This is a genomic window from Morganella morganii (assembly GCF_019242955.1).
Lineage (GTDB): Bacteria > Pseudomonadota > Gammaproteobacteria > Enterobacterales > Enterobacteriaceae > Morganella > Morganella sibonii.
This window is the reverse complement of sequence record NZ_CP066129.1, coordinates 3470942-3492740: the sequence shown is the minus strand read 5'-3', so window position 1 is coordinate 3492740 and position 21799 is coordinate 3470942. Positions and strand designations below refer to the sequence as shown.

22 protein-coding genes are annotated in these 21799 nt (G+C 54.2%); 17 read left to right on the top strand and 5 right to left on the bottom strand.

Annotated elements, in window-relative coordinates; genetic code table 11:
* The first annotated feature begins 88 nt into the window (after window positions 1-88).
* Both tusA and JC793_RS16430 read left to right on the top strand, forming a co-directional pair.
* Window positions 89-343 (top strand): sulfurtransferase TusA, encoded by a 255-nt coding sequence (gene tusA / locus JC793_RS16435; RefSeq protein ID WP_143972206.1) that lies wholly within the window; start codon window positions 89-91, stop codon window positions 341-343.
* A gap of 22 nt (window positions 344-365) precedes the next feature.
* A complete protein-coding gene (locus JC793_RS16430; RefSeq protein WP_218426708.1) occupies window positions 366-1205 on the top strand; it encodes a DUF817 domain-containing protein in 840 nt (279 codons plus the stop codon).
* A gap of 55 nt (window positions 1206-1260) precedes the next feature.
* On the opposite strand, the gene JC793_RS16425 is transcribed toward JC793_RS16430, so the two are convergent.
* Both JC793_RS16425 and JC793_RS16420 read right to left on the bottom strand, forming a co-directional pair.
* On the bottom strand, window positions 1261-3666 hold the full coding sequence (locus JC793_RS16425; RefSeq protein ID WP_218426706.1) for a zinc/cadmium/mercury/lead-transporting ATPase: 2406 nt from the start codon (window positions 3664-3666) through the stop codon (window positions 1261-1263).
* A 141-nt stretch (window positions 3667-3807) separates the two neighbouring features.
* Window positions 3808-4440: a lysoplasmalogenase gene (locus JC793_RS16420; protein WP_046893057.1), complete on the bottom strand. Its 633-nt coding sequence runs from the start codon at window positions 4438-4440 to the stop codon at window positions 3808-3810.
* A gap of 105 nt (window positions 4441-4545) precedes the next feature.
* Between JC793_RS16420 and JC793_RS16415 the strand changes: the two genes are divergently transcribed.
* On the top strand, window positions 4546-4899 hold the full coding sequence (locus tag JC793_RS16415; protein WP_166708569.1) for a DUF2500 domain-containing protein: 354 nt from the start codon (window positions 4546-4548) through the stop codon (window positions 4897-4899).
* Here the strand turns inward: JC793_RS16415 and JC793_RS16410 are convergent, their stop codons facing one another.
* Together JC793_RS16410 and rsmD are read right to left on the bottom strand one after the other, a co-directional pair.
* Complete coding sequence (locus JC793_RS16410) at window positions 4900-5205, bottom strand: DUF1145 family protein (RefSeq protein WP_046893055.1); 306 nt, start codon at window positions 5203-5205, stop codon at window positions 4900-4902.
* A complete protein-coding gene (rsmD, locus tag JC793_RS16405) occupies window positions 5196-5804 on the bottom strand; it encodes a 16S rRNA (guanine(966)-N(2))-methyltransferase (protein WP_166708568.1) in 609 nt (202 codons plus the stop codon). The genes JC793_RS16410 and rsmD overlap by 10 nt, the downstream gene beginning before the upstream one ends.
* Before the next feature lie 269 nt (window positions 5805-6073).
* Here rsmD and ftsY point away from each other — a divergent pair, with 269 nt between their 5' ends.
* From ftsY to JC793_RS16365, 8 genes are all read left to right on the top strand, one after another.
* Window positions 6074-8278, top strand: coding sequence for a signal recognition particle-docking protein FtsY (gene ftsY, locus JC793_RS16400; RefSeq protein ID WP_218426704.1), 2205 nt, complete (start codon window positions 6074-6076; stop codon window positions 8276-8278).
* A 6-nt stretch (window positions 8279-8284) separates the two neighbouring features.
* Entirely contained in the window at window positions 8285-8950 is a 666-nt protein-coding gene (gene ftsE / locus JC793_RS16395) for a cell division ATP-binding protein FtsE (protein WP_046893053.1), read from the top strand.
* Window positions 8943-9914, top strand: a complete 972-nt coding sequence (gene ftsX / locus JC793_RS16390; RefSeq protein ID WP_052926641.1) for a permease-like cell division protein FtsX — start codon at window positions 8943-8945, stop codon at window positions 9912-9914. The genes ftsE and ftsX overlap by 8 nt, the downstream gene beginning before the upstream one ends.
* 170 nt (window positions 9915-10084) lie before the next feature.
* Window positions 10085-10939: an RNA polymerase sigma factor RpoH gene (rpoH, locus tag JC793_RS16385; RefSeq protein WP_046893051.1), complete on the top strand. Its 855-nt coding sequence runs from the start codon at window positions 10085-10087 to the stop codon at window positions 10937-10939.
* 75 nt (window positions 10940-11014) lie between these two features.
* Window positions 11015-11260, top strand: coding sequence for a Pathogenicity locus (locus JC793_RS16380; protein WP_046893050.1), 246 nt, complete (start codon window positions 11015-11017; stop codon window positions 11258-11260).
* 1 nt (window position 11261) lies between these two features.
* Window positions 11262-12383 (top strand): sugar diacid recognition domain-containing protein, encoded by a 1122-nt coding sequence (locus JC793_RS16375; protein WP_218426702.1) that lies wholly within the window; start codon window positions 11262-11264, stop codon window positions 12381-12383.
* A 134-nt stretch (window positions 12384-12517) separates the two neighbouring features.
* On the top strand, window positions 12518-13786 hold the full coding sequence (locus JC793_RS16370) for a GntP family permease (protein WP_218426701.1): 1269 nt from the start codon (window positions 12518-12520) through the stop codon (window positions 13784-13786).
* A gap of 11 nt (window positions 13787-13797) precedes the next feature.
* Window positions 13798-14934: a glycerate kinase gene (locus JC793_RS16365; RefSeq protein ID WP_166708566.1), complete on the top strand. Its 1137-nt coding sequence runs from the start codon at window positions 13798-13800 to the stop codon at window positions 14932-14934.
* A gap of 173 nt (window positions 14935-15107) precedes the next feature.
* Here JC793_RS16365 and JC793_RS16360 read toward each other — a convergent pair whose 3' ends face one another.
* Window positions 15108-15938: a hypothetical protein gene (locus JC793_RS16360; protein ID WP_166708565.1), complete on the bottom strand. Its 831-nt coding sequence runs from the start codon at window positions 15936-15938 to the stop codon at window positions 15108-15110.
* Window positions 15939-16374: 436 nt separating this feature from the next.
* Here JC793_RS16360 and JC793_RS16355 point away from each other — a divergent pair, with 436 nt between their 5' ends.
* From JC793_RS16355 to JC793_RS16330, 6 genes are read left to right on the top strand one after another with little or no spacing between them, the layout of a single operon-like run.
* Entirely contained in the window at window positions 16375-17487 is a 1113-nt protein-coding gene (locus JC793_RS16355) for a branched-chain amino acid ABC transporter substrate-binding protein (protein WP_218426698.1), read from the top strand.
* A gap of 47 nt (window positions 17488-17534) precedes the next feature.
* A complete protein-coding gene (gene livH, locus JC793_RS16350; protein WP_052926638.1) occupies window positions 17535-18461 on the top strand; it encodes a high-affinity branched-chain amino acid ABC transporter permease LivH in 927 nt (308 codons plus the stop codon).
* Window positions 18458-19741: a high-affinity branched-chain amino acid ABC transporter permease LivM gene (locus JC793_RS16345; protein ID WP_218426696.1), complete on the top strand. Its 1284-nt coding sequence runs from the start codon at window positions 18458-18460 to the stop codon at window positions 19739-19741. The genes livH and JC793_RS16345 overlap by 4 nt, the downstream gene beginning before the upstream one ends.
* Window positions 19738-20508 (top strand): high-affinity branched-chain amino acid ABC transporter ATP-binding protein LivG, encoded by a 771-nt coding sequence (livG, locus tag JC793_RS16340; protein WP_052926636.1) that lies wholly within the window; start codon window positions 19738-19740, stop codon window positions 20506-20508. The genes JC793_RS16345 and livG overlap by 4 nt, the downstream gene beginning before the upstream one ends.
* Complete coding sequence (gene livF, locus JC793_RS16335; protein ID WP_046893042.1) at window positions 20508-21209, top strand: high-affinity branched-chain amino acid ABC transporter ATP-binding protein LivF; 702 nt, start codon at window positions 20508-20510, stop codon at window positions 21207-21209. The genes livG and livF overlap by 1 nt, the downstream gene beginning before the upstream one ends.
* A 28-nt stretch (window positions 21210-21237) precedes the next feature.
* Complete coding sequence (locus JC793_RS16330; protein WP_046893041.1) at window positions 21238-21708, top strand: GNAT family N-acetyltransferase; 471 nt, start codon at window positions 21238-21240, stop codon at window positions 21706-21708.
* The last annotated feature ends 91 nt before the right edge of the window (window positions 21709-21799 follow it).

Here is a 21799-nt window from a genome sequence, read left to right as displayed (position 1 = left end):
AACAGGCGGAAGCAAAAACAGAGAAACAGGCGTCAGATTTTTATTTCCGGTATAATTCGCAGATTCGTTACTTAACAGGACAATCATGATGTCTGATACTTTTTCCTGTGCCGATAAAACACTCGACACACTCGGGCTGCGCTGCCCGGAGCCGGTGATGCTGGTGCGCAAAACCATCCGCGGAATGAATACCGGTGAGGTCTTACTGGTGGTGGCGGATGATCCGGCAACCACACGCGACATCCCGGGATTCTGCCGTTTTATGGAGCATGAGCTGGTGGCTCAGGATGCTGAAACCGCGCCGTACCGCTACCTGATCCGCAAAAAAGAGAGCGCGCTGTAATCCTTCCTTCAGGGACTGAACCATGCTTGACCGCTTTGATACCTTTCTGCTGGCACAGAAACACTCTTCTCTGACCGGCTGGCGCCGGTTTGTTCTTGAATTCTGGTTTTTCGGCCTGAAAGAGGCGCGGGCGTGTCTGTTTGCGGCGTTCTTCTTTCTTGCTCTTTTTCTGGTACCGGCCGCCGGTGTGGCCGGAATTCCCCGCTATGATTTTCTGCTGATCCTGGCGGTACTGTTTCAGGCCGTGATGGTGTGGAAAAAACTGGAAACCACGGATGAACTGAAAGCCATCTGTATTTTCCATGTGGTGGGGTTTGTCATGGAGTTATTCAAGACATCATCCGCTATCGGTTCATGGAGTTATCCTGATGAGGCGTATACTAAATTATGGAATGTGCCGTTGTTCACCGGATTTATGTATGCGGCTGTCGGCAGCTATGTTATCCAGGCGTGGCGTTTTCTGAAGGTCAGGATCGAAAATTTCCCGCCGTACTGGCTGGCCACGCTGATTGCGCTGGCAATTTATGTCAATTTCTTTGCCCATCATTTTATCGGTGATTACCGCTGGTATCTCACCGCTTTTATTCTCGGCTTGTATGCACGGACCATGGTGTATTTCACGCCGTATGATAAAGAGCGCAAAATGCCGCTGTTGCTGAGTTTTGTGCTGATTGGCTTTTTTATCTGGCTGGCGGAAAACTTCGGTACTTTTTTCGGTGTCTGGCAGTACCCGAATCAGATTGGCGCATGGGCAACAGTGCATGCCGGGAAATGGGCATCCTGGTCGCTGCTGGTCATTGTCACCTTCACGATTGTGGCCTATCTCAAACATATCAAAGCCACGATTCTGGTGGTGAGATAAAAAAAGGGATGCCGCAGCATCCCTTTTCAGTCAGTAACCAGTCAGTAACCCATGGTTATTTTTTCATAACCCGCAGCAGGCGGACGGCGTTGGCGGTGACCAGCGCGGTTGCACCGGAGTCAGCCAGAACCGCAACCCACAGACCGGTCAGTCCCATCAGGGTGGTGACCAGGAACACCGCTTTCAGACCCAGTGCGATAGTGATGTTCTCACGGATAATCTTACGGGTAGCCCGCGACAGCGTAATCACCTCGGCAATACCGGTCAGGCGGTTGTGAGTCAGTGCGGCATCGGCGGTTTCCAGCGCCACATCGGTCCCGCTGCCCATGGCAACGCCGATACTGGCTGCTTTCATTGCCGGGGCATCATTAATACCGTCACCGACCATCATGGTGTGGTGCTCATTATTCAGCGCCATCACCGCTTTGACTTTATCTTCCGGCATCAGCCCGGCGCGGAAATCCATACCGATGGTACCGGCGATAGCGGCGGCTGCACGCGGGTTATCCCCGGTCAGCATCACGGCGCTGACACCCATCGCTTTCAGTTGTGCGATAGCCTCCACCGCATCACTGCGCAGGGTATCCTGCATGGCGATAAGTCCGGTCAGCTGGTTATCTGCAACGACGGCAACGACCGTTTTTCCTTCATTTTCCAGCCGGGTGACATCTGCCGCAGCGGCATCCGTCAGCAGGCCGTCAGCCAGTTTTCCCGGAGCACTGACCAGGATGGTCACACCGTTGAGCTCCCCGTCAACCCCTTTACCGGCATGGGCTTTGCGGTTTTCCGCTTCGGTGATGGTCAGACCCTCAGCTTCGGTACGCTCCAGAATCGCTTTGGCTAACGGGTGATGTGACCCGCTTTCCACGGCGGAGGCATAAGTCAGCACATCCGCATCGCTGTGATTATTCAGTGCCACAATATCAGTGACCTGAGGTTTACCTTCTGTCAGCGTACCGGTTTTATCCAGTGCGACAGTCGTTACCGTACCCAGCTGCTCCAGTGCGGCACCGCCTTTAATCAGCGCACCACGACGGGTGGCGGCGGCCAGCGCGGAGGTAATCGCAGCCGGAGTGGAGATTACCAGAGCACACGGACAACCAATCAGCAGCAGTGTCAGACCGCGGTAGATCCACGGATACCATTCCTGGCCCATAAACAGCGGTGGTATGACAATCACCAGGGCGGAGAACAGCATAATCATCGGCGTATAGTAGCGGCTGAAGCGGTCGATAAAGCGCTCGATTGGCGCACGGCGCTCTTCCGCTTCCTCAATCAGTGTCAGAATACGGTCGATGGCGTTCTGACCCTGCTCGGAGACTACTTTCATCTGCACTGCGCGGTCGACAGACAGTGAACCTGCCGCCACTTTTTCACCTGACGCCCGCTCAACCGGTACGGATTCCCCGGTCAGGGCACTTTCGTCAAAGCTTGCAAACTCGCTGAGCAGCTCAGCATCTGTCGGCAGACGACCGCCCGGTGCTATTTCAATAATGTCGCCGGGACGCAGCTGTGCAACCGGGACAGACACTTTTTTCCCGTCTTTAATCACTACCGCATCTTCAGGCACCAGTGCCATCAGCGCACTGACTCCCCGCCGTGCGCGGCCTGCCGCATAGGATTCCAGCATTTCGCCCAGCAGGAACAGCAGGATCACCATGGCGGCTTCTTCGGTGGCACCGATAACAATGGCACCGGCTGCCGCAACCGTCATCAGCGTTTCAATCGCAAACGGTGTGCCGGAGCGGATAAGCCGCAGCGAGCTTTTGGCGATCGGGAACAGCCCGATCAGGGTTGATGCAATAAAGGCGTATTTGCCCAGTACCGGATTTACAAACTCCAGGGCATAGCTGAGAGCAATCAGTACAGCCAGGATCAGCATCGGTGACGCCTGTTTCAGCAGACTCTGCTCTTCTTTCTTCTTCGGCGCGGCAGTGCTGCCGTTCAGATCCCAGAGCGTAAACCCGGCCTGCTGTACGGCACTGGTCACGTCTGCGCGGACGTCCCCGGCGGCATCCACCACCAGTTTTTCCGTGGCGAACAACACTTTTGCCTGGGTAACTGCCGCAATTTTCAGAACGGCGGTTTCAATTTTGCGCGCACAGCTCGGGCAGTCCATTCCTTCCACCTGCCAGTTCCAGCGCTGGCTGCCGCTTAATTCAGGCAGAGCGGTATCATCCGCGGCGGCGCTGTCGTGTGAACAGCAACTGCCGTGTGCGTGTTCATGACCGGCGTGGTCATGGTCGTGTTCAGAATGCGCATGATCGTGCGGGGCATGACCATGCGCACGGGACTCATCGTCGTCGTGTTCCGGATGCTCATGCTCACTGTGATCGTGTGCGGAATGGTCGTGTGGCTGATGAGCCTGTGACTCACTTTTCCCGCCGGTGGTGCAGGCAGATTTGCTGCTGCAGCAACTGCTGTTATGAGTGTGCTCATGAAGTTCTTTGTTCGGGTGCATAAACACCTCCCTGTTCAACGGTGAGTTGATGTTAATTTTTCTCATTAACAGGAAGTGTACACATTGGAGTCTACTCCAGAGTCAACAACAGGGGCGCATAATTATTGGCAAATTGTGCGCTCCTGTTACGGGGGAGCAGAATTACATCAGCGTGATGGCACGGACAATCAGGAAATGTCCGAGGAAATAGAAGGTGGAGTAAATCGCTTTGGCCAATTTAAACGTAAACAGGAAGCGGTTAATCATCCACAGGATCAGGTTCAGCACCAGACAGAATGCCCCGATCATCAGGGAGAAGTTGTAATCGGTTCCCAGCCCGAAGAACTGTTCTCCGGCCAGCCAGGCCATGACCAGAGCACTGAGCAGCGCCGTCATCACCGGCACTTTGTGATCGCCGAGTTTGTACCAGAGCAGCGCGAGCACTGCAACGGCAATCACCGGTACCGCAATCATCAGCGGAATATAGAAGGTGAAATTATTGAGCAGAGCGAAACTCAGGGCATAGAGCAGATAAAATACGGCGCTGGTATACAGCGACAGGTCGATTTTATTATCAGCAACCAGACGGATGGTATCGGACACAATGGCCACTAACAGCCCGACACACACCAGATACCCGGAGATATCCAGCCCGTAATCCCCGCTCCACGCCCACAGCAGTAACAGCAGCAGGGTGACGGGACGGAAAACCCAGCGCTGCCAGTTTGGTCCCCGGTAGGCGGCGTCGATATAGAGCCAGCCGGAAAAAAGTACAGCAATAAATGGCCAATTCATAGGGTGTCCTTGAGGTATGTTGATGGCGATTAACACCTGAATATCTGATAATATCCCGTATTTACAGAACACGATCAACCAGATTGCAGGAAAACAACCTTACCCATGAACAAATTCGGTTTGTTAGGTTTTATTGTGGCCGCCCTGATCATTGTGCTGGCGACCCGGCGCTTCTTCGAACAGCGCAAACAAAATGAGGTAAATGATCACGCTGCGGTGGCGACATATCAGGTCACCGTGACAGAGAAAAAGGATTATCCGTACCCGAATATGCGCTCCCGTGAGCGGGATGTGGTCTTCCCGGAAACCTTCCGTTATGAAGTGCATTTCACGCCACTGTCGGGGAAAACTATCGTGGTGTACATCAAAGAGGATGAGTATAAGGAGATAGCCCTGCATTCACGCGGAACGCTGTCAATGCAGGGGACACGGTTTATCCGTTATGAACCGCTGCGCTGATCAGGATTTATCCTGATTATCATCCGCCGGTTTGTTTTTCAGTTCTGCCTGCTGGCGGCGCAGCAGGACGAGCAGTTCAAACACGCCGAATAAAAAGACACGCACTTTACCGGCGGCGGTCAGTTTCCTGTCCTGCGGCTGACCGGCGTTAAACAGTGACATCAGCAGGCCGTGCATCACCACCATGAAAAAAGTGGCGATATGCATAAAGATATTCAGCGGTTTCGGGAACGGATGCACCAGGCTGAAAATCAGAAAACCCCAGACGGCCAGCATCAGTACCCGGCCAATATTAATCAGGAACATACGGACTCCTGTTCAGTCGTCTGCGTCTGACGCAGATAAAGACGATACGCAACCTGACCGGCCACCTTCTCCCGGTGGCACACCCAGTTACCCGGAACAACCAGTGTGTCTGATTCAGACTCGGCTTCAATGTAGATCATTGCATCCGGACTGAGCCAGTTGTTTGTCTCCAGTAAATCAACGGTTTCCTGAAGCAGACCTTTACGGAACGGCGGGTCGAGAAACACGACATCAAACGGTGTTCCCGGTTGCGCCAGAAATTGCAGGGCGCTCTGGTTAACGACAGTGGCCTGTTCACATTTGAGCAGACGGGCATTGGCGCTGATCTGAGCCGCAACGGTGCGGTTGAGCTCGGTAAATGTCACGGCGGCGGCATAGCGGGAAAGCGCCTCAAAACCGAGTGCACCGCTGCCCGCGAACGCATCAAGACAGCGCGCGCCGTTAATCACCGGCATCAGCCAGTTAAACAGGGTTTCGCGCACGCGATCAGTGGTCGGGCGCAGGCCGTCATGTGTCAGAACCGGCAGTTTTCGTCCGCGCCAGAGACCGGCGATAATGCGGATCTGCCCTTGTGGTGCGGTTTGAGCTTTTTTAACCATAACCTTCGCAACTTATTAATTCTGAAATTATTAATTCAAAAATATGAATAACAGACGGGAAAACAGCGCAATATTATACGCAGGTTTTGTAAAAATTCGTTTAAATTTAATATGAAATTACGGAAAGCCGATGCGCAACCATCCTGTGAAATGATAGACTGCGTCTGATTCGCAATTATTGATGATAAAGACGCCATATCTGCTCAGGATTTTCCGGACATACCGTGCCGGGAGGTGACGGGCGGCAGTATGCAAGGAGTATAGTGGCTGTGGCAAAAGAAAAGAAAAAAGGTTTTTTTTCCTGGCTGGGTTTTGGCCGTAAAGATGATGAACAGGCGCAGCAGGAACAGGCGGCTCAGGAAGAACAGGCGCGTTTAGCGGAAGAGCAGGCACAGGCGGCTGAACAGATCCGTCTGGCGGAAGAACAGGCCCGCCGTGATGAAGAAGCGGCTGAAGAAGCCCGTCTGGCAGAAGAGCAGGTCCGCCGTGATGCACAAGCAGCGGAAGAAGCGCGTCAGGCGGAAGAACAGGCCCGCCGTGATGCACAAGCAGCGGAAGAAGCGCGCCAGGCAGAAGAACAGGCCCGCCGTGATGCTGAAGCGGCTGAACAGATCCGTCTGGCGGAAGAACAGGCTCGTCGTGATGCTGAAGCTGCAGAACAACAGCGCTTTGCACAGGAGCAGGCGCGTCGTAACGCTGAAATTACAGAACAGCAGCGTCTGGCGGAAGAAAAACGGCTGGCGGAAGCGCAGGCAGCGGAGCAGCAGCGTGCGGAAGAAGAACAGCGCCGGTTGAAAGAACAGGCTGTCCGTGATGCGGAAGCCGCTAAACAGCAGCGCATTGCGGAAGAAAAACGTCAGGCCGAATTACAGGCAGCGGAGCAGCAGCGTGCGGAAGAAGAGCAGCGCCGGATAAAAGAGCAGGCACTGCGTGATGCGGAAACCGCAAAACAGCAGCGCATTGCGGAAGAAAAACGTCAGGCCGAATTACAGGCAGCGGAGCAGCAGCGCGCGGAAGAAGAGCAGCGCCGGATAAAAGAGCAGGCACTGCGTGATGCGGAAGCCGCTAAACAGCAGCGCATCGCGGAAGAAAAACGTCAGGCGGAAGAGCAGGCCGCAGAGCAGCGTCGTGCGGCTGAAGAACAGCGCCGCGCGGAAGAGCAGGCACTGCGTGCTGCGGAAGAAGCTAAACAGCAGCGCATCGCGGAAGAAAAACGTCAGGCGGAAGCACTGGCGGCTGAACAGCACCGTGCAGCCGAAGAACGGCGCCGGGCTGAAGAGCAGGCACTGCGTGATGCGGAAGCGGCAAAACAGCAGCGTATCGCGGAAGATAAGCGCCGTGCGGAAGAAGAAGCCGCAGAACAGCAGCGTTTAGCGGAAGAACAGAAACAGCGTGAGGCTGAAGCGGCTGAGCAGGCACGCCCGGCAGAAGAACAGCGCCTTGCGCAAGAGGAAGAAGCACGCCGTCTTGCAGAAGCGGAAGCAGAAGCACAGGATGCTGAGCTGATTGAACATGAATCGCCTGCACCGGCGGATACGCAGGAAAGACCGGCAAAAGAGGGTTTCTTTGCCCGTCTGAAACGCAGTCTGGTACGCACCCGTGAGAATATCGGCTCCGGTTTCTTCGGGATCTTCCGCGGCAAAAAGATCGATGATGATCTGTTTGAAGAACTGGAAGAACAACTGCTGGTGGCGGATGTCGGCGTGGAAACCACCCGCAAAATTATCACCAGTCTGACTCAGCATGCCAGCCGCCGTGATCTGAAAGATGCGGAAGCGTTATTTGTTAAGCTGCGCGAGGAAATGGGTGAGATCCTGGCGACAGTGGACAAACCGCTGGAAATTGAAGATAAAAAACCGTATGTGATCCTGATGGTCGGCGTCAACGGCGTCGGTAAAACCACCACTATCGGTAAAATGGCGCGTCAGTATCAGGCTCAGGGTAAATCTGTCATGCTGGCTGCCGGGGATACCTTCCGTGCGGCGGCAGTGGAACAGCTTCAGGTCTGGGGTGATCGCAATAACATTCCGGTTGTGGCACAGCACACCGGTGCGGACCCGGCCTCGGTTATTTTTGATGCCATTCAGTCCGCAAAAGCCAAAGGGGTTGATGTGCTGATTGCCGACACCGCAGGGCGTCTGCAAAACAAAGCACACCTGATGGAAGAACTGAAGAAAATCGTGCGGGTGATGAAGAAACTTGATGAAGATGCCCCGCATGAAATTATGCTGACATTAGATGCCAGCACCGGACAGAATGCCGTCAGCCAGGCACGTCTCTTTAATGAAGCGGTCGGGCTGACCGGGCTGACTCTGACCAAACTTGACGGAACGGCGAAAGGCGGTGTGATCTTTGCCATTGCTGACCAGTTCGGTATTCCTATCCGGTATATCGGGGTGGGTGAAGGTATCGAAGATCTGCGTCCTTTCAAAGCCGGTGATTTTATTGAGGCACTTTTTGCCCGGGAGGATTAATCATCCATGATTCGCTTTGAACACGTCAGTAAAGCCTATTTAGGCGGCCGCCAGGCGCTCCAGGGGGTGGATTTTCATGTCCGCCCGGGGGAGATGGTATTCCTGACCGGCCATTCCGGCGCAGGGAAGAGTACCCTGCTGAAACTGATTTGTGGGATTGAGCGACCCAGTGACGGCACCATTTTATTTGACGGCCACAATATCAGCCGTCTGAAAAACCGTGAAGTGCCTTTCCTGCGCCGCCAAATCGGCATGATTTTTCAGGATCACCATCTGTTGCTGGATCGTACGGTATATGACAATGTGGCGATGCCGCTGATCATCGCCGGTGCCAGTCAGGAAGATATCCGGCGGCGCGTCAGTGCCGCACTGGATAAAGTCGGTCTGCTGGATAAGGCCCGTAACTTCCCGGTACAGCTTTCCGGCGGTGAACAACAGCGTGTGGGGATCGCCCGTGCGGTGGTGAATAAACCGATGGTACTGCTGGCGGATGAACCGACCGGTAACCTGGACAGCGAGCTGTCAGAGGGTATTTTACGGCTGTTTGAAGAGTTTAACCGGGTGGGTGTCACCGTTCTGATGGCGACGCATGATATCATGCTGATTGAACGGCGTAATTACCGCGTTCTGACGCTGAGTCAGGGACGTATGGCGGGAGGTCATCATGGCTAAGCAACCGCGTAAACCGGCAAAAAAAATGCCGTCCAAAGCCAAAGCACTGAAAGGCGGCTGGCGGGAACAGTGGCGGCACGCATGGGTTAACACGCTGGGCGATATGCTGCGCCAGCCGCTGTCAACACTGCTGACCGTCATGGTGATTGCCATTTCCCTGACACTGCCGAGTGTATTTTATATTGTCTGGAAAAACGTCAGTCATGCCGCGGAACAATGGTATCCGACCCCGCAGCTGACCGTTTATCTGGACAAGGGCCTGGATGAACAGGGCGGACAAAAACTGGCGGATGAGCTGAAAGCGCTCGATGGCGTGGAGAGTGTCAATTATCTCTCCCGCGACCAGGCGATAACAGAATTCCGGGCCTGGTCCGGTTTCAGCACCGCGCTGGATATGCTGGAAGAGAACCCGCTGCCGGCGGTGGCGATTGTCACACCGAAAGTGGATATGCAGAGCAGCGAAACACTCTCCACCCTGCGTGATCGTGTCACTGCCCTGTCCGGGATTGATGAGGTGCGCATGGATGACAGCTGGTTTGCGCGGCTGGCGGCACTGACCGGACTGGTCGGGCAGATAGCTTCCCTGATCGGGATACTGATGGTTGTCGCGCTGTTCCTGGTGATCGGCAACAGTGTGCGGCTCAATATTTTCAGCCGCCGCGAAACCATTAATGTGATGAAACTGATCGGTGCGACAGACGGCTTTATTCTGCGTCCGTTCCTTAACGGCGGGATGCTGCTCGGGGCGTTCGGTGCTGTGCTGTCCCTGGTGCTGTCGTCATTACTTGTCTGGAAATTGGGCGATGTGGTGACTGATGTTTCCAAAATTTTTGGCACAACATTTACACTGAGCGGTCTGGACTGGGATGAAGCACTGCTGATTGTGCTGGTTTCCGGTATGATTGGCTGGATCGCCGCCTGGCTGGCGACTGTCCGCCATTTGCGCAATTTTATGCCGCAGTAACCCTGTCATTATCCGGCGGGGAAATGACCCGCCGGATATCCCGCATCACCGGTTTATACTCAACCAAATGACAACGCCGGCACTAAGTGATAGGCGTAACTCTGTCCTGTGTTGTACACTATTTACCATTACCGTCTGCCGACGTCATTTTTATTTGTACTGAGGACTGAATGACTAAAGATACGCAATTCCCTGTTTTAGTTCCGCAAGGGAGCATTGAGGCCTATATCCGGGCAGCTAACCAGTATCCGATGCTGACAGCCGAAGAAGAAAAAGAGCTGGCTGAGCGTCTGTATTACGACGGCGACCTTGAGGCCGCGAAAAAGCTGATCATGTCACACCTGCGGTTTGTTATCCATGTTGCCCGCAGCTATTCAGGTTATGGCCTGCCTCAGGCGGATCTTATCCAGGAAGGCAACATCGGGCTGATGAAAGCCGTGCGCCGCTTTAACCCGGAAATGGGTGTGCGTCTGGTGTCGTTTGCGGTTCACTGGATCAAAGCTGAAATTCACGAATATGTGCTGCGCAACTGGCGCATCGTCAAAATTGCCACCACCAAAGCACAGCGCAAACTGTTTTTTAACCTGCGCAAATCCAAAAAACGTCTGGGCTGGTTTAACCAGGACGAAGTGGAAATGGTGGCGAAAGAGCTGGGGGTAACCAGCAAAGATGTGCTGGAAATGGAATCCCGCATGGCGGCACAGGACATGGCATTTGATATGTCCGACGACGATGACGGCGACCATCCGGTTGTGGCACCCGCACTGTTCCTGGAAGATAAATCCTCTGATTTCGCCGATGAAATTGAGGAAGATAACTGGGACAGCCATGCCACGGATAAACTCACCCTGGCGATTGATTCACTGGACGAGCGCAGCCGCGATATTATCCGGGCCCGCTGGCTGGATGATGATAACAAAACAACGCTTCAGGAACTGGCGGATAAATACGGCGTTTCCGCAGAGCGCGTCCGTCAGCTGGAAAAGAATGCCATGAAAAAACTGCGTGAGGCGATTGAGGGCTGATAACAATGCTCCCGTTTCCGCCGCAATCTGCTATGGTAGCCATATTATTTTCTGATAATCACTGACGGAGATATTATGGCTTTTTCGTCTGAAGACAAAGCGGTTTTGCTGGCGGTCAAAGGTGTGGGCAGCAAAGTGATTGAACGCCTGGAACAAATGGGTTTTTCCGATCTGAATCAGCTTGCCGCCGCTGATGCGCAATCCCTGCTGAGTGCCGGTGCCGCACTTACCGGCTCCACCTGCTGGCGCAACAGTCCGCTGGCAAAAAAAGCCATTGAATCCGCGATTGCGGCCGCACAACAGGCACAGAATCAATCCTGATATGACACCGGTTCAGCTCGATCAGCGAACCGCCCGGCTGATTGTTCAGCGGGCGATGCAAATCCTCAGTTACTCCGTCAATGTGATGAACGCACAGGGGGTAATTATTGCCTCCGGTGATCCGCAGCGGGTGAATCAGCGCCACGAAGGTGCGGTGCTGGCGCTGACGGAAAACCGTATCGTGGAAATTGATGAGGCGACGGCTGCCACGCTGAAAGGCGTGAAACCGGGAATTAACCTGCCGGTGATTTTCCGCGATACCATGGTCGGTGTGGTCGGGATTTCCGGTAAACCGGATGAGGTGCGCAACTACGCCGAGCTGGTGCGCATGGCGGCGGAACTGGTGCTGGAGCAGGCGGATTTGCTGGAAAAATCCCAGTGGGATCGCCGTTATCGTGATGAGCTGGTCAGCCAGCTGATAAGTCCGGAGCAGCAGCCGCAGTCCGTAAAATCCATCGCAGCCTATCTCGGGATCTCCCCCGATAAACCCCGCATTGCCCTGATCCTCGCTTTGCCCGCGCCGGATCATGAACAGTTTCACCGTCTGGTGGAATATATTGATAATCTGAAAATGGATCTGCTGGTCAGTATCCGGGGGATCAATTCCCTCGTGGTGCTTAAACCGGTGGCCTGCGATGCGGATTTTCAGCCGCTCTCCCCGGTACAGAAGCAGTTGCAGGTACTGCGGCGTCAGCTGCCGGATTTGCTGATGTACGTCGGCGGTTTTTTTCACGGGCACAACGGCCTGCACCGCTCCTGGCAGAGCGCCTGTGCCGTGCAGCAACTGGGGCAGACACCGGCTTACAGTCGTCAGAAAACCATTTTTTACGATGAAGTCAAATTACCTGCGTTATTACAGGGATTTCAGGAGAGCTGGCAGGCGGCTGAACTGGCCTCTGCCTGGCAAAAACTGAAATCAGAGGACTCCCGCCGTGTGCTGTGCCATACCCTGAAAACGTATTTTGATCAGAATTGTGATCTGTCTCAAACCACAAAAATGCTGCATATTCACACAAATACCCTCCGTTACCGCCTTCAGCGTGTTGAATCGATTACTGGCTTAAATATCAATAGATTAGAAACGATAATTCAGCTTTATTTCGGTATTTTGACCGATCTTTGATTTGTGTGTTTGCACAAAATACGCAATTTCAGTCCGTTCTTTTTTGTCGGAACCTCTCAAGCTTAACTCACCGGCAGCCGCCATAATGCATCCTGTTCTGTTCAAATAATCATAATTACAGCAGGAGTCTGCACATGGTGACGGTTTCAGCTTTGGGCGCAATGGTTGCGCTGGTCGTGGCGATAGGATTAATACTGAAAAAAGTACCGCCGGTATACGGGATGATGGCGGGGGCGCTGGCCGGAGGATTGGTCGGCGGGGTAGATCTGGTGCAGACGGTGACACTGATGGTCACCGGGGCTCAGGGGATCACTAACGCGGTGCTGCGTATTCTGGCAGCCGGTGTGCTGGCCGGGGTACTGATTGAGTCCGGTGCGGCAAATACCATTGCGGAAACCATTGTCCGCAAAGTGGGCGAAAAGCGGGCGCTGCTGGCGCTGGCTGTGGCGACCCTGTTACTGACGGCGGTCGGTGTGTTTATCGACGTGGCTGTTATCACCGTTTCACCGATTGCACTGGCGATTGCGCACCGCGCGGATCTGTCCAAAATGGCGATTCTTCTGGCGATGATCGGCGGCGGTAAAGCGGGTAACGTGATGTCACCGAACCCGAACACCATTGCGGCGGCAGATAACTTTAACGTACCGCTGACATCGCTGATGGCGGCGGGGATTATCCCGGGAATTTTCGGGCTGATCGTGGCGTACTTCCTGGCGAAACGCCTGGTTCACCGTGGCTCGAAAGTGACACAGGAAGAGCTGATTGCGGCGCATCATGACGGCAAATTACCGGGATTCTGGGCGGCAATGAGTGCACCGCTGGTGGCTATTTTCCTGCTGTCACTGCGTCCGGTTGCCGGTATCAGCATTGATCCGCTGATCGCCCTGCCGGTGGGCGGTCTGGCCGGTGCGCTGATCATGGGACGCTTCCGCCAGTCCAATCACTTTATTACCTCCGGACTGAGCCGGATGGCGCCGGTGGCGATTATGCTGCTGGGGACAGGAACCCTGGCGGGAATTATCGCCAACTCGGGTCTGAAAGATGTGTTAATTAACGGTCTGACTGCGTCCGGACTGCCATCCTATCTGCTGGCACCGATTTCCGGTGCTCTGATGTCCATGGCAACCGCATCCACCACAGCGGGTACGGCAGTGGCGTCTGCGGTATTCAGCTCAACACTGCTTGACCTGGGTGTGAGTGCGCTGGCAGGGGCGGCGATGATCCACGCCGGTGCGGTTGTGCTCGACCAGATGCCGCACGGCAGCTTCTTCCATGCAACCGGCGGCAGTGTCAATATGCAGGTTCATGAGCGTCTGAAATTACTGCCTTACGAAACGATGGTGGGTCTGGTGATTGCGATTGTATCCACTCTGATTTTTGGTGTCTTCGGGTTTGGCGGGTAAAGGAATTAAGTATGAAAATAGTGATTGCACCGGATTCATTCAAAGAAAGTCTGACCGCCCTTCAGGTTGCGGATGCCGCTGAAGCGGGTTTCAGAACTGTTTTTCCGGATGCGCAGTACATCAAACTGCCGATGGCAGACGGCGGTGAGGGGACGGTTGTCTCCATTATTGAAGCCACACAGGGAAAATTAAAAGAAACAGACGTCACAGCCCCGCTGGGGAATAAAGTGACCGGGTTTTACGGGCTGTCCGGCGACGGAAAAACAGCCATTATTGAAATGGCGGCGGCATCCGGATTACATCTGGTGCCGCCTGCACAGCGCGATCCGCGTGTAACCACGACGTTCGGTACCGGAGAGCTTATCCTCGCGGCGCTGGATGACGGTGCGGAAAAAATTATCCTCGGAATCGGCGGCAGCGCCACCAATGACGGTGGTGCCGGTATGATGCAGGCGCTGGGGGTGGTATTCCGTGATAAACAGGGAAATTCACTGCCGTTCGGCGGCAGTGCGCTGGCAAAACTGGCTTCCGCGGATTTGTCCGGGCTGGACCCGCGCCTGGCGAAAACGGAATTTGTGGTGGCCTGTGATGTGAATAATCCGCTGTGCGGACCGAAAGGCGCATCCGCCACTTTCGGACCACAGAAAGGCGCGACACCGGCGATGGTCAGCGAACTGGATGAGGCTCTGCGTCACTACGGGGAGGTCATTGAATCACTGACCGGAAAATCACTGAGTGGTATCGCCGGTGCCGGTGCGGCAGGGGGCATGGGGGTTCCGCTGATGGCGTGGCTTGATGCCCGGATGCAGCCCGGTATTGAGATGGTGATAGAGACACTGGATCTGCACAATGTGGTGAAAGATGCCGATCTGGTGATCACCGGGGAAGGGCGGATGGACAGCCAGACGATTCAGGGGAAAACCCCGGCGGGTGTGGCGAAAGCCGCAAAAGCCCGCGGAATTCCGGTGATCGCGCTGGTTGGCGGGATGAGCGACGACTATGCCGTTGTTCATGAACACGGTATTGATGCCGTATTCTCTGTGATCCCGCGGATCTGTACTCTGGATGAGGCACTGGCACAGGCGGCGGTCAATATTGAAGTCACCGCCCGTAATATTGCTGCGGTACTGGCGATGAAAATCGTATAAAAAAAGAAAACGACTGAGAAAAATAACGGCTGGGGCTTCGCCCCGGTTCAGGCCGTTGACAAACCCGCAGGGGTTGGCGACGACCGACAGTGGTTGTAAAAATAAACCAGGAAAAACCACGTTTGATCCTGCTTTGTCAGCAATCTCAGCCGGGGCTTCGCTCCGGTTTTTTATCAGTAATATTCGTAACGGGACTCCAGCGTGATCCCGCTGCTCTGAATAGCAGAAGAACCTTCTAACTGAATCGCTTTGATCATCGTCTGCAATTCACAGTTTCCGTACTGATCCCATTTATAGCAGGTGTAGGAATAGGCACTTTTCCCCCAGAACGTCGGCAGCTTCTGAGTGACACCGGCGACCTGGTTATCTTCGTTATAGGTATATTGCTGTGTCATTACGTTCGGCTGGTCGATATCAGTCAGCAGCCCGCTATTGTCATAATGATAAACCTTGATCCGCGTTTCACCGTTTTCAGTCTCTTTCTCTGAAACCAGCTGGTTATTCTGATAACGGTAGCGGGTTTCTGACTGCCAGGATTGATTGTCCGGTGCGGTTTTATAGGATTCAGCCAGGCCGACGATCCGGTTTTCGTCATTCCGGGTGTATTGCTGGTCAATATGCGTACTCAGCATGCTGCCGCCCGGGATCACATTACTGATGATGACAGTGGCCTGATCCGGTTTTTCCGGGACGATTTGCGTGGTCTGGGTAATCGGCACCTGGCTTTCTTCCATCGACATTTCCCGGTATTCATAATCATACCGGGTCAGCGCACCGCAGGCATTGAAGTGCAGTTTTTCTTTCACCCACAGGATAAGTCCCATCGAGCGGTAAGAGGTGATCGTGATTGATTTTACCGGCCCGTTATATTTTGTGCCGGTAATAATAAATGTATTTTGCTGGTTAATATCCCGGGCTGCATCATTGCACCGGCCGGGTGCTGCTGCTGTGCCGGTCAGCGGAAACGCAAAAATGAGCAGAAACATGCCTGTTAGTTTATTCATGGCGCGGACCATTCCATCAGTCATAGTGAACAGAAAACCCGTATCCGGAGAAATCAATCAGTAAACTGAATCAGATAACGGGTTAATACTTCGCCGGTTGAATCTAATAATAAAGGGAGATAATTACTATCGGAATAGTGGGGAAAACTATTTTTCCGGTGATGAATTTCCGCATTAAGTAATACTTAACGAATCATTAACCAGTTTATAACACTGTTTTTTGCCGAAAAAACACCCGATCACAACCAGATATTATCCTGTTAATGATGCAATAATCTCCTTTTCTGATTTGCTTTCCAGAATAAAAATCCTGTTTAATGGTATGAAAATAAAGCATTAATTAATGTAATGCGACTCATTATACGGTAACTGCAAAAAAAATACCGCGCAAGCTGACCGTCCGGTCACTGCAATGCTAACCGATGGGGATTTTCCGATGAAGATAAAAATGAAAATGGCGATGATCGCCGGGGCTGTATCCTGTGCATTAAGTGCAGCGGCGTGCGCTGAAGATATTAAAGTTGCGGTGGTGGGGGCAATGTCCGGGCCGGTCGCACAATACGGTGATATGGAATTTACCGGTGCCCGTCAGGCGGTTGAGGATATCAACGCCAAAGGCGGCATTAACGGCAACAAACTGGTGATCACCGAATACGATGATGCCTGTGATCCGAAACAGGCGGTAGCGGTGGCCAACAAAGTCATCAATGACGGTATGCGCTATGTTATCGGTCATCTCTGCTCCTCCTCCACACAGCCTGCATCAGATATCTATGAAGACGAAGGGATTCTGATGATCACCCCGGCGGCAACCAATGCGGATTTAACCACGCGCGGTTACAGTCTGATTATGCGCACCACCGGACTGGATTCTGACCAGGGGCCGACCGCGGCAAAATATATCCTCGAAAAAGTGAAGCCGCAGCGCATTGCCGTGGTACATGACAAACAGCAGTACGGTGAAGGTCTGGCGCGTTCAGTGAAAGACAATCTGAACAAGGCCGGAGTGAAAGAAGTGCTGTTTGAAGGGGTGACGGCGGGTGATAAAGATTTCTCCGCGCTGGTGGCGCGTCTGAAGAAAGAGAATGTGGATTTTGTCTATTTCGGCGGTTACTACCCGGAAATGGGACAGATTTTACGTCAGGCAAAACAGGCGGGACTGAATATCCGCTTTATGGGGCCGGAAGGCGTGGGTAACTCTTCACTCTCCAATATTGCCGGTGACGCTTCCGAAGGCATGCTGGTAACGCTGCCGAAACGTTATGATCAGGTTCCTGCCAACAAACCGGTGGTGGATGCTCTGGCAGCGAAAAAACTGGATGCGACCGGGCCGTTCGTCTGGACAACCTATGCCGCATTACAGTCTCTGACCACCGCTATGCAGCGCAGCGGCAGCATGGAACCGGCTGATCTGGCCGCCGACCTGAAAGGCAAGCCGGTTGAAACCGTCATGGGCGAACTGAGCTGGACACCAAACGGGGATCTGAAAGGCTTCGAGTTCGGCGTATTTGAATGGCACAAAGACGGAACTTCATCACCGCTGAACTGATCCGCAGCGGTGACTGATGCGGGCAGTGTGTTTCAGGGGAGTGCGCTATGTCAGAACAATTATTATATTTTACGCAGCAATTGCTGAACGGATTAACGCTGGGAAGCACCTATGCCCTGATCGCCATCGGTTACACCATGGTGTACGGCATTATCGGCATGATTAACTTTGCCCACGGCGAAGTGTATATGATCGGCAGTTATGTCTCATTTATTGTGATTGCCGGGCTGATGATGCTGGGGATTGATGTCGGCTGGCTGTTAATTACTGCTGCATTTATTACAGCGATAATTATTGCCAGTGCCTATGGCTGGAGTATCGAACGGGTCGCCTACCGGCCCGTCCGCCACTCAAAACGGCTGATTGCCCTGATTTCAGCGATCGGGATGTCCATTTTTCTGCAAAACTTTGTCAGTCTTTCCCAGGGTTCCCGCGATCTCGCACTGCCCGGGCTGATTAACGGCCGCTGGACCATCGGCGAGAGCGGCGGTTTCTCTGCCACTGTTTCCGCTATGCAGATCACCATCTGGGTGGTGACGGTGCTGGCGATGCTGGCGCTGACGCTCTTTATCCGGTATTCGCGGATGGGGCGTGCCTGCCGTGCCTGTGCGGAAGATCTGAAAATGGCCGGCTTACTCGGGATCAACACCGATCGCGTGATTGCCCTGACCTTTGTGATCGGTGCGGCGATGGCGGCGGTGGCCGGGGTGCTGCTGGGGCAGTTCTACGGCGTGATCAACCCTTATATCGGCTTTATGGCCGGGATGAAAGCTTTTACCGCAGCGGTTCTCGGCGGGATCGGCAGTATTCCGGGGGCGATGATCGGCGGGGTGATCCTCGGCGTATCAGAAGCCATGACCTCTGCCTATTTCAGTACGGAATATAAAGATGTGGTGTCATTCGGCTTGCTGATTCTTGTGCTGCTGGTGATGCCGACCGGTATTCTCGGGCGTCCGGAGGTTGAAAAGGTATGACGAAATCTCACTGGATCAACGCCGTTATTGCCACGATAACCCTGTTTGTACTGGCATCTGTGATGATGGGGCTGCAATTGTCCCTCGACGGCACCCGTCTGATTGTCCGCAATGCAGATGCTATCCGCTGGGAGTGGATCGGCACCGGTTGTGTGATTGTCTTTGTTTTTCAGCTGGTGAGGCCGTCACTGAAAAAGCTGACGGCGCGTCTGCCGAAAAGCAGCGTATCACTGCCGGGTTTTGACGGCTCTACTAATACACAGAAAATTATTGCCGGGCTGATTATTGTCGCTGCCATTATCTGGCCGTTTATGGTGTCACGCGGCAGTGTGGATATCGCCACTTTAACCCTTATCTATGTGATGCTCGGCCTCGGGCTGAATGTGGTCGTCGGGTTGTCCGGCCTGCTGGTATTGGGCTACGCCGGGTTTTATGCCATCGGGGCATACACCTACGGACTGATGAACCACTATTTCGGCTGGGGATTCTGGCAGAGCCTGCCGCTGGCCGGGATTGTCGCGGCGCTGTCCGGTCTGCTGCTCGGCTTTCCGGTGCTGCGGCTGCGGGGGGATTATCTGGCGATTGTGACGCTCGGCTTCGGGGAAATTGTCCGTATTCTGCTGCTGAATAATACAGAATTTACCGGCGGGCCGAACGGCATCAGCCAGATCCCGAAACCGACGCTGTTCGGACTGGAATTCAGCCGGACCGCCAAAGAGGGCGGCTGGGATACCTTCCATAATTTCTTCGGTCTGGCGTATGACCCGGGTGATCGCGTTATCTTCCTGTATCTGGTCGCGCTGCTGCTGGTACTGGCAACGCTGTTTATTATCAGCCGGTTACTGAGAATGCCATTAGGCCGGGCCTGGGAAGCGCTGCGTGAGGATGAAATCGCCTGCCGCTCGCTGGGACTCAGCCCGACACGTATCAAACTGACGGCATTTACTATCAGTGCGGCGTTTGCCGGGGTGGCGGGCACGCTGTTTGCCGCCCGTCAGGGCTTTATCAGTCCGGAATCCTTTACCTTTACAGAGTCTGCATTTGTGCTGGCGGTGGTGGTACTGGGTGGTATGGGATCACAAACCTCGGTGATTCTGGCAGCGATCATTCTGGTGGTTTCCCGTGAAATGATGCGCGATCTGAATGCTTACAGCATGCTCCTCCTCGGGGCGCTGATGGTGCTGATGATGGTCTGGCGGCCGCAGGGATTACTGCCGGTATCGCGCCCGCATCTGAAAATCGGCACGGCGGATGCGGAAAAAACCGGAGGTGCACAATGACAGATACGTTATTGCAGGTCTCCGGCCTGACCATGCGTTTCGGCGGATTACTGGCGGTAAACAATGTATCGCTGGAGCTGAACCGGGGCGAGATTGTCTCGCTGATCGGCCCCAACGGCGCGGGAAAAACCACGATCTTCAACTGCCTGACCGGTTTCTACAAACCGGCGGACGGGCAGATCCTGCTGCGCGGAAAACCGGTGCAGGGATTATCCGGACAGGCGATCGCCCGTCTCGGTATGATCCGCACCTTCCAGCACGTGCGTTTATTCCGGGAAATGACCGTGATTGAAAACCTGCTGGTGGCGCAGCATCAGCATCATAAAAGCGGCCTGCTGGCCGGACTGCTGACGCTGCCGTCATTCCGGCGTGATCAGCGCGAAGCCACGGAACGTGCGGTGATGTGGCTGGACAGAATCGGGCTGACGGCGCTGGCGAACCGCCAGGCGGGTAACCTGGCGTATGGTCAGCAGCGGCGGCTGGAAATCGCCCGCTGTATGGTGACCCGGCCTGATATTCTGATGCTGGATGAACCGGCGGCGGGGCTGAATCCGAAAGAAACAGACGATCTGGATGCACTGATCGCGGAACTGCGGGCAGAGCACGGTGTGTCTGTCCTGCTGATCGAACATGATATGAAACTGGTGATGGGGATTTCAGACCGGATCTATGTGGTGAATCAGGGAACGCCGCTGGCAAACGGTACACCGGCGGCGATCCGCAACCATCCGGATGTGATCCGTGCGTATTTAGGGGAGGCATACTGATGCTGGAATTTAATCATGTCTCCGCGCAGTACGGCAAAATTCAGGCACTGCATGAAGTCAGCCTGTCGGTGCGCAAAGGGGAAATTGTCACCCTGATCGGCGCGAACGGCGCGGGAAAAACCACGCTGCTCAGCACACTGTGCGGGGAGCCGAGAGCGACCACCGGTGAAATCCGCTATCTCGGGGAGAACATCACCGCACTGCCGACGGCGCAGATTATGCGCAAAGACATTGCTCTGGTACCGGAGGGGCGGCGGGTATTCGGGCGGATGACGGTGGAAGAGAATCTGGCCATGGGCGGCTTTTTTGCGTCCAAAACGCAGTATCAGACGCGGATTGCACAGGTGTATGAACTCTTTCCGCGGCTTCAGGAGCGGCGTCATCAGCGGGCGGGAACCATGTCCGGCGGCGAGCAGCAGATGCTGGCTATCGGCCGCGCTCTGATGAGCAATCCTCAGTTGTTATTACTGGATGAACCGTCTCTCGGGCTGGCGCCGATTATTATCATGCAGATTTTCGACACTATCCGCGAACTGCGTGATGCCGGTATGACAATCTTCCTTGTCGAACAGAATGCCAATCAGGCGCTGAAACTGGCGGACAGAGGTTATGTGCTTGAAAACGGACGTGTGGTGCTGGAAGATACCGGTCAGGCACTGCTGGCGAATGAAGCGGTCAGAAGTGCTTATCTGGGGGGCTGATTTCTGTTTGCTGACATAAGGTGTGTTTATGGCCGGGCATGATTTTGTAATAAAAGCGGATGATTTATCCTCACCGCAAACAGGGGCGCTGATTGCCCTGCATTTACAGGGAATGGCGCAAAATACGCCGCAGGAGCATGTTTATGCCCTGGATAAAAGTGGTCTGCGGGCGGATAACATTCGTGTCTGGAGTGTGTGGGACGGTGACCGTATCGTGGCAGTCGGGGCGCTGAAACAGCTTTCTGATACGCAGGGCGAAATAAAATCGATGCGGGCCCATCCTGATTTTCGCGGTAAAGGCGCGGGTAAATTACTGCTGCTGCACATTATTGCACAGGCAAAACAGGATGGTATGACGCGTCTGAGCCTTGAAACCGGCTGCCATCCGGATTTTGAACCGGCACTGACACTTTACCGCCGCTGCGGCTTTCTGCCCGGGGCGGCATTTGGTGATTATCATGCCGGTGAGCATAATCAGTTTTTTCATCTGAATCTATAATAAACGGGCGCGCCGCCCCTGTACTTTTCCCTCCGCGGGTTGTTATAAACCCGCATTTTTATACTATTTTTATACCTTTCCCGCCGAATTT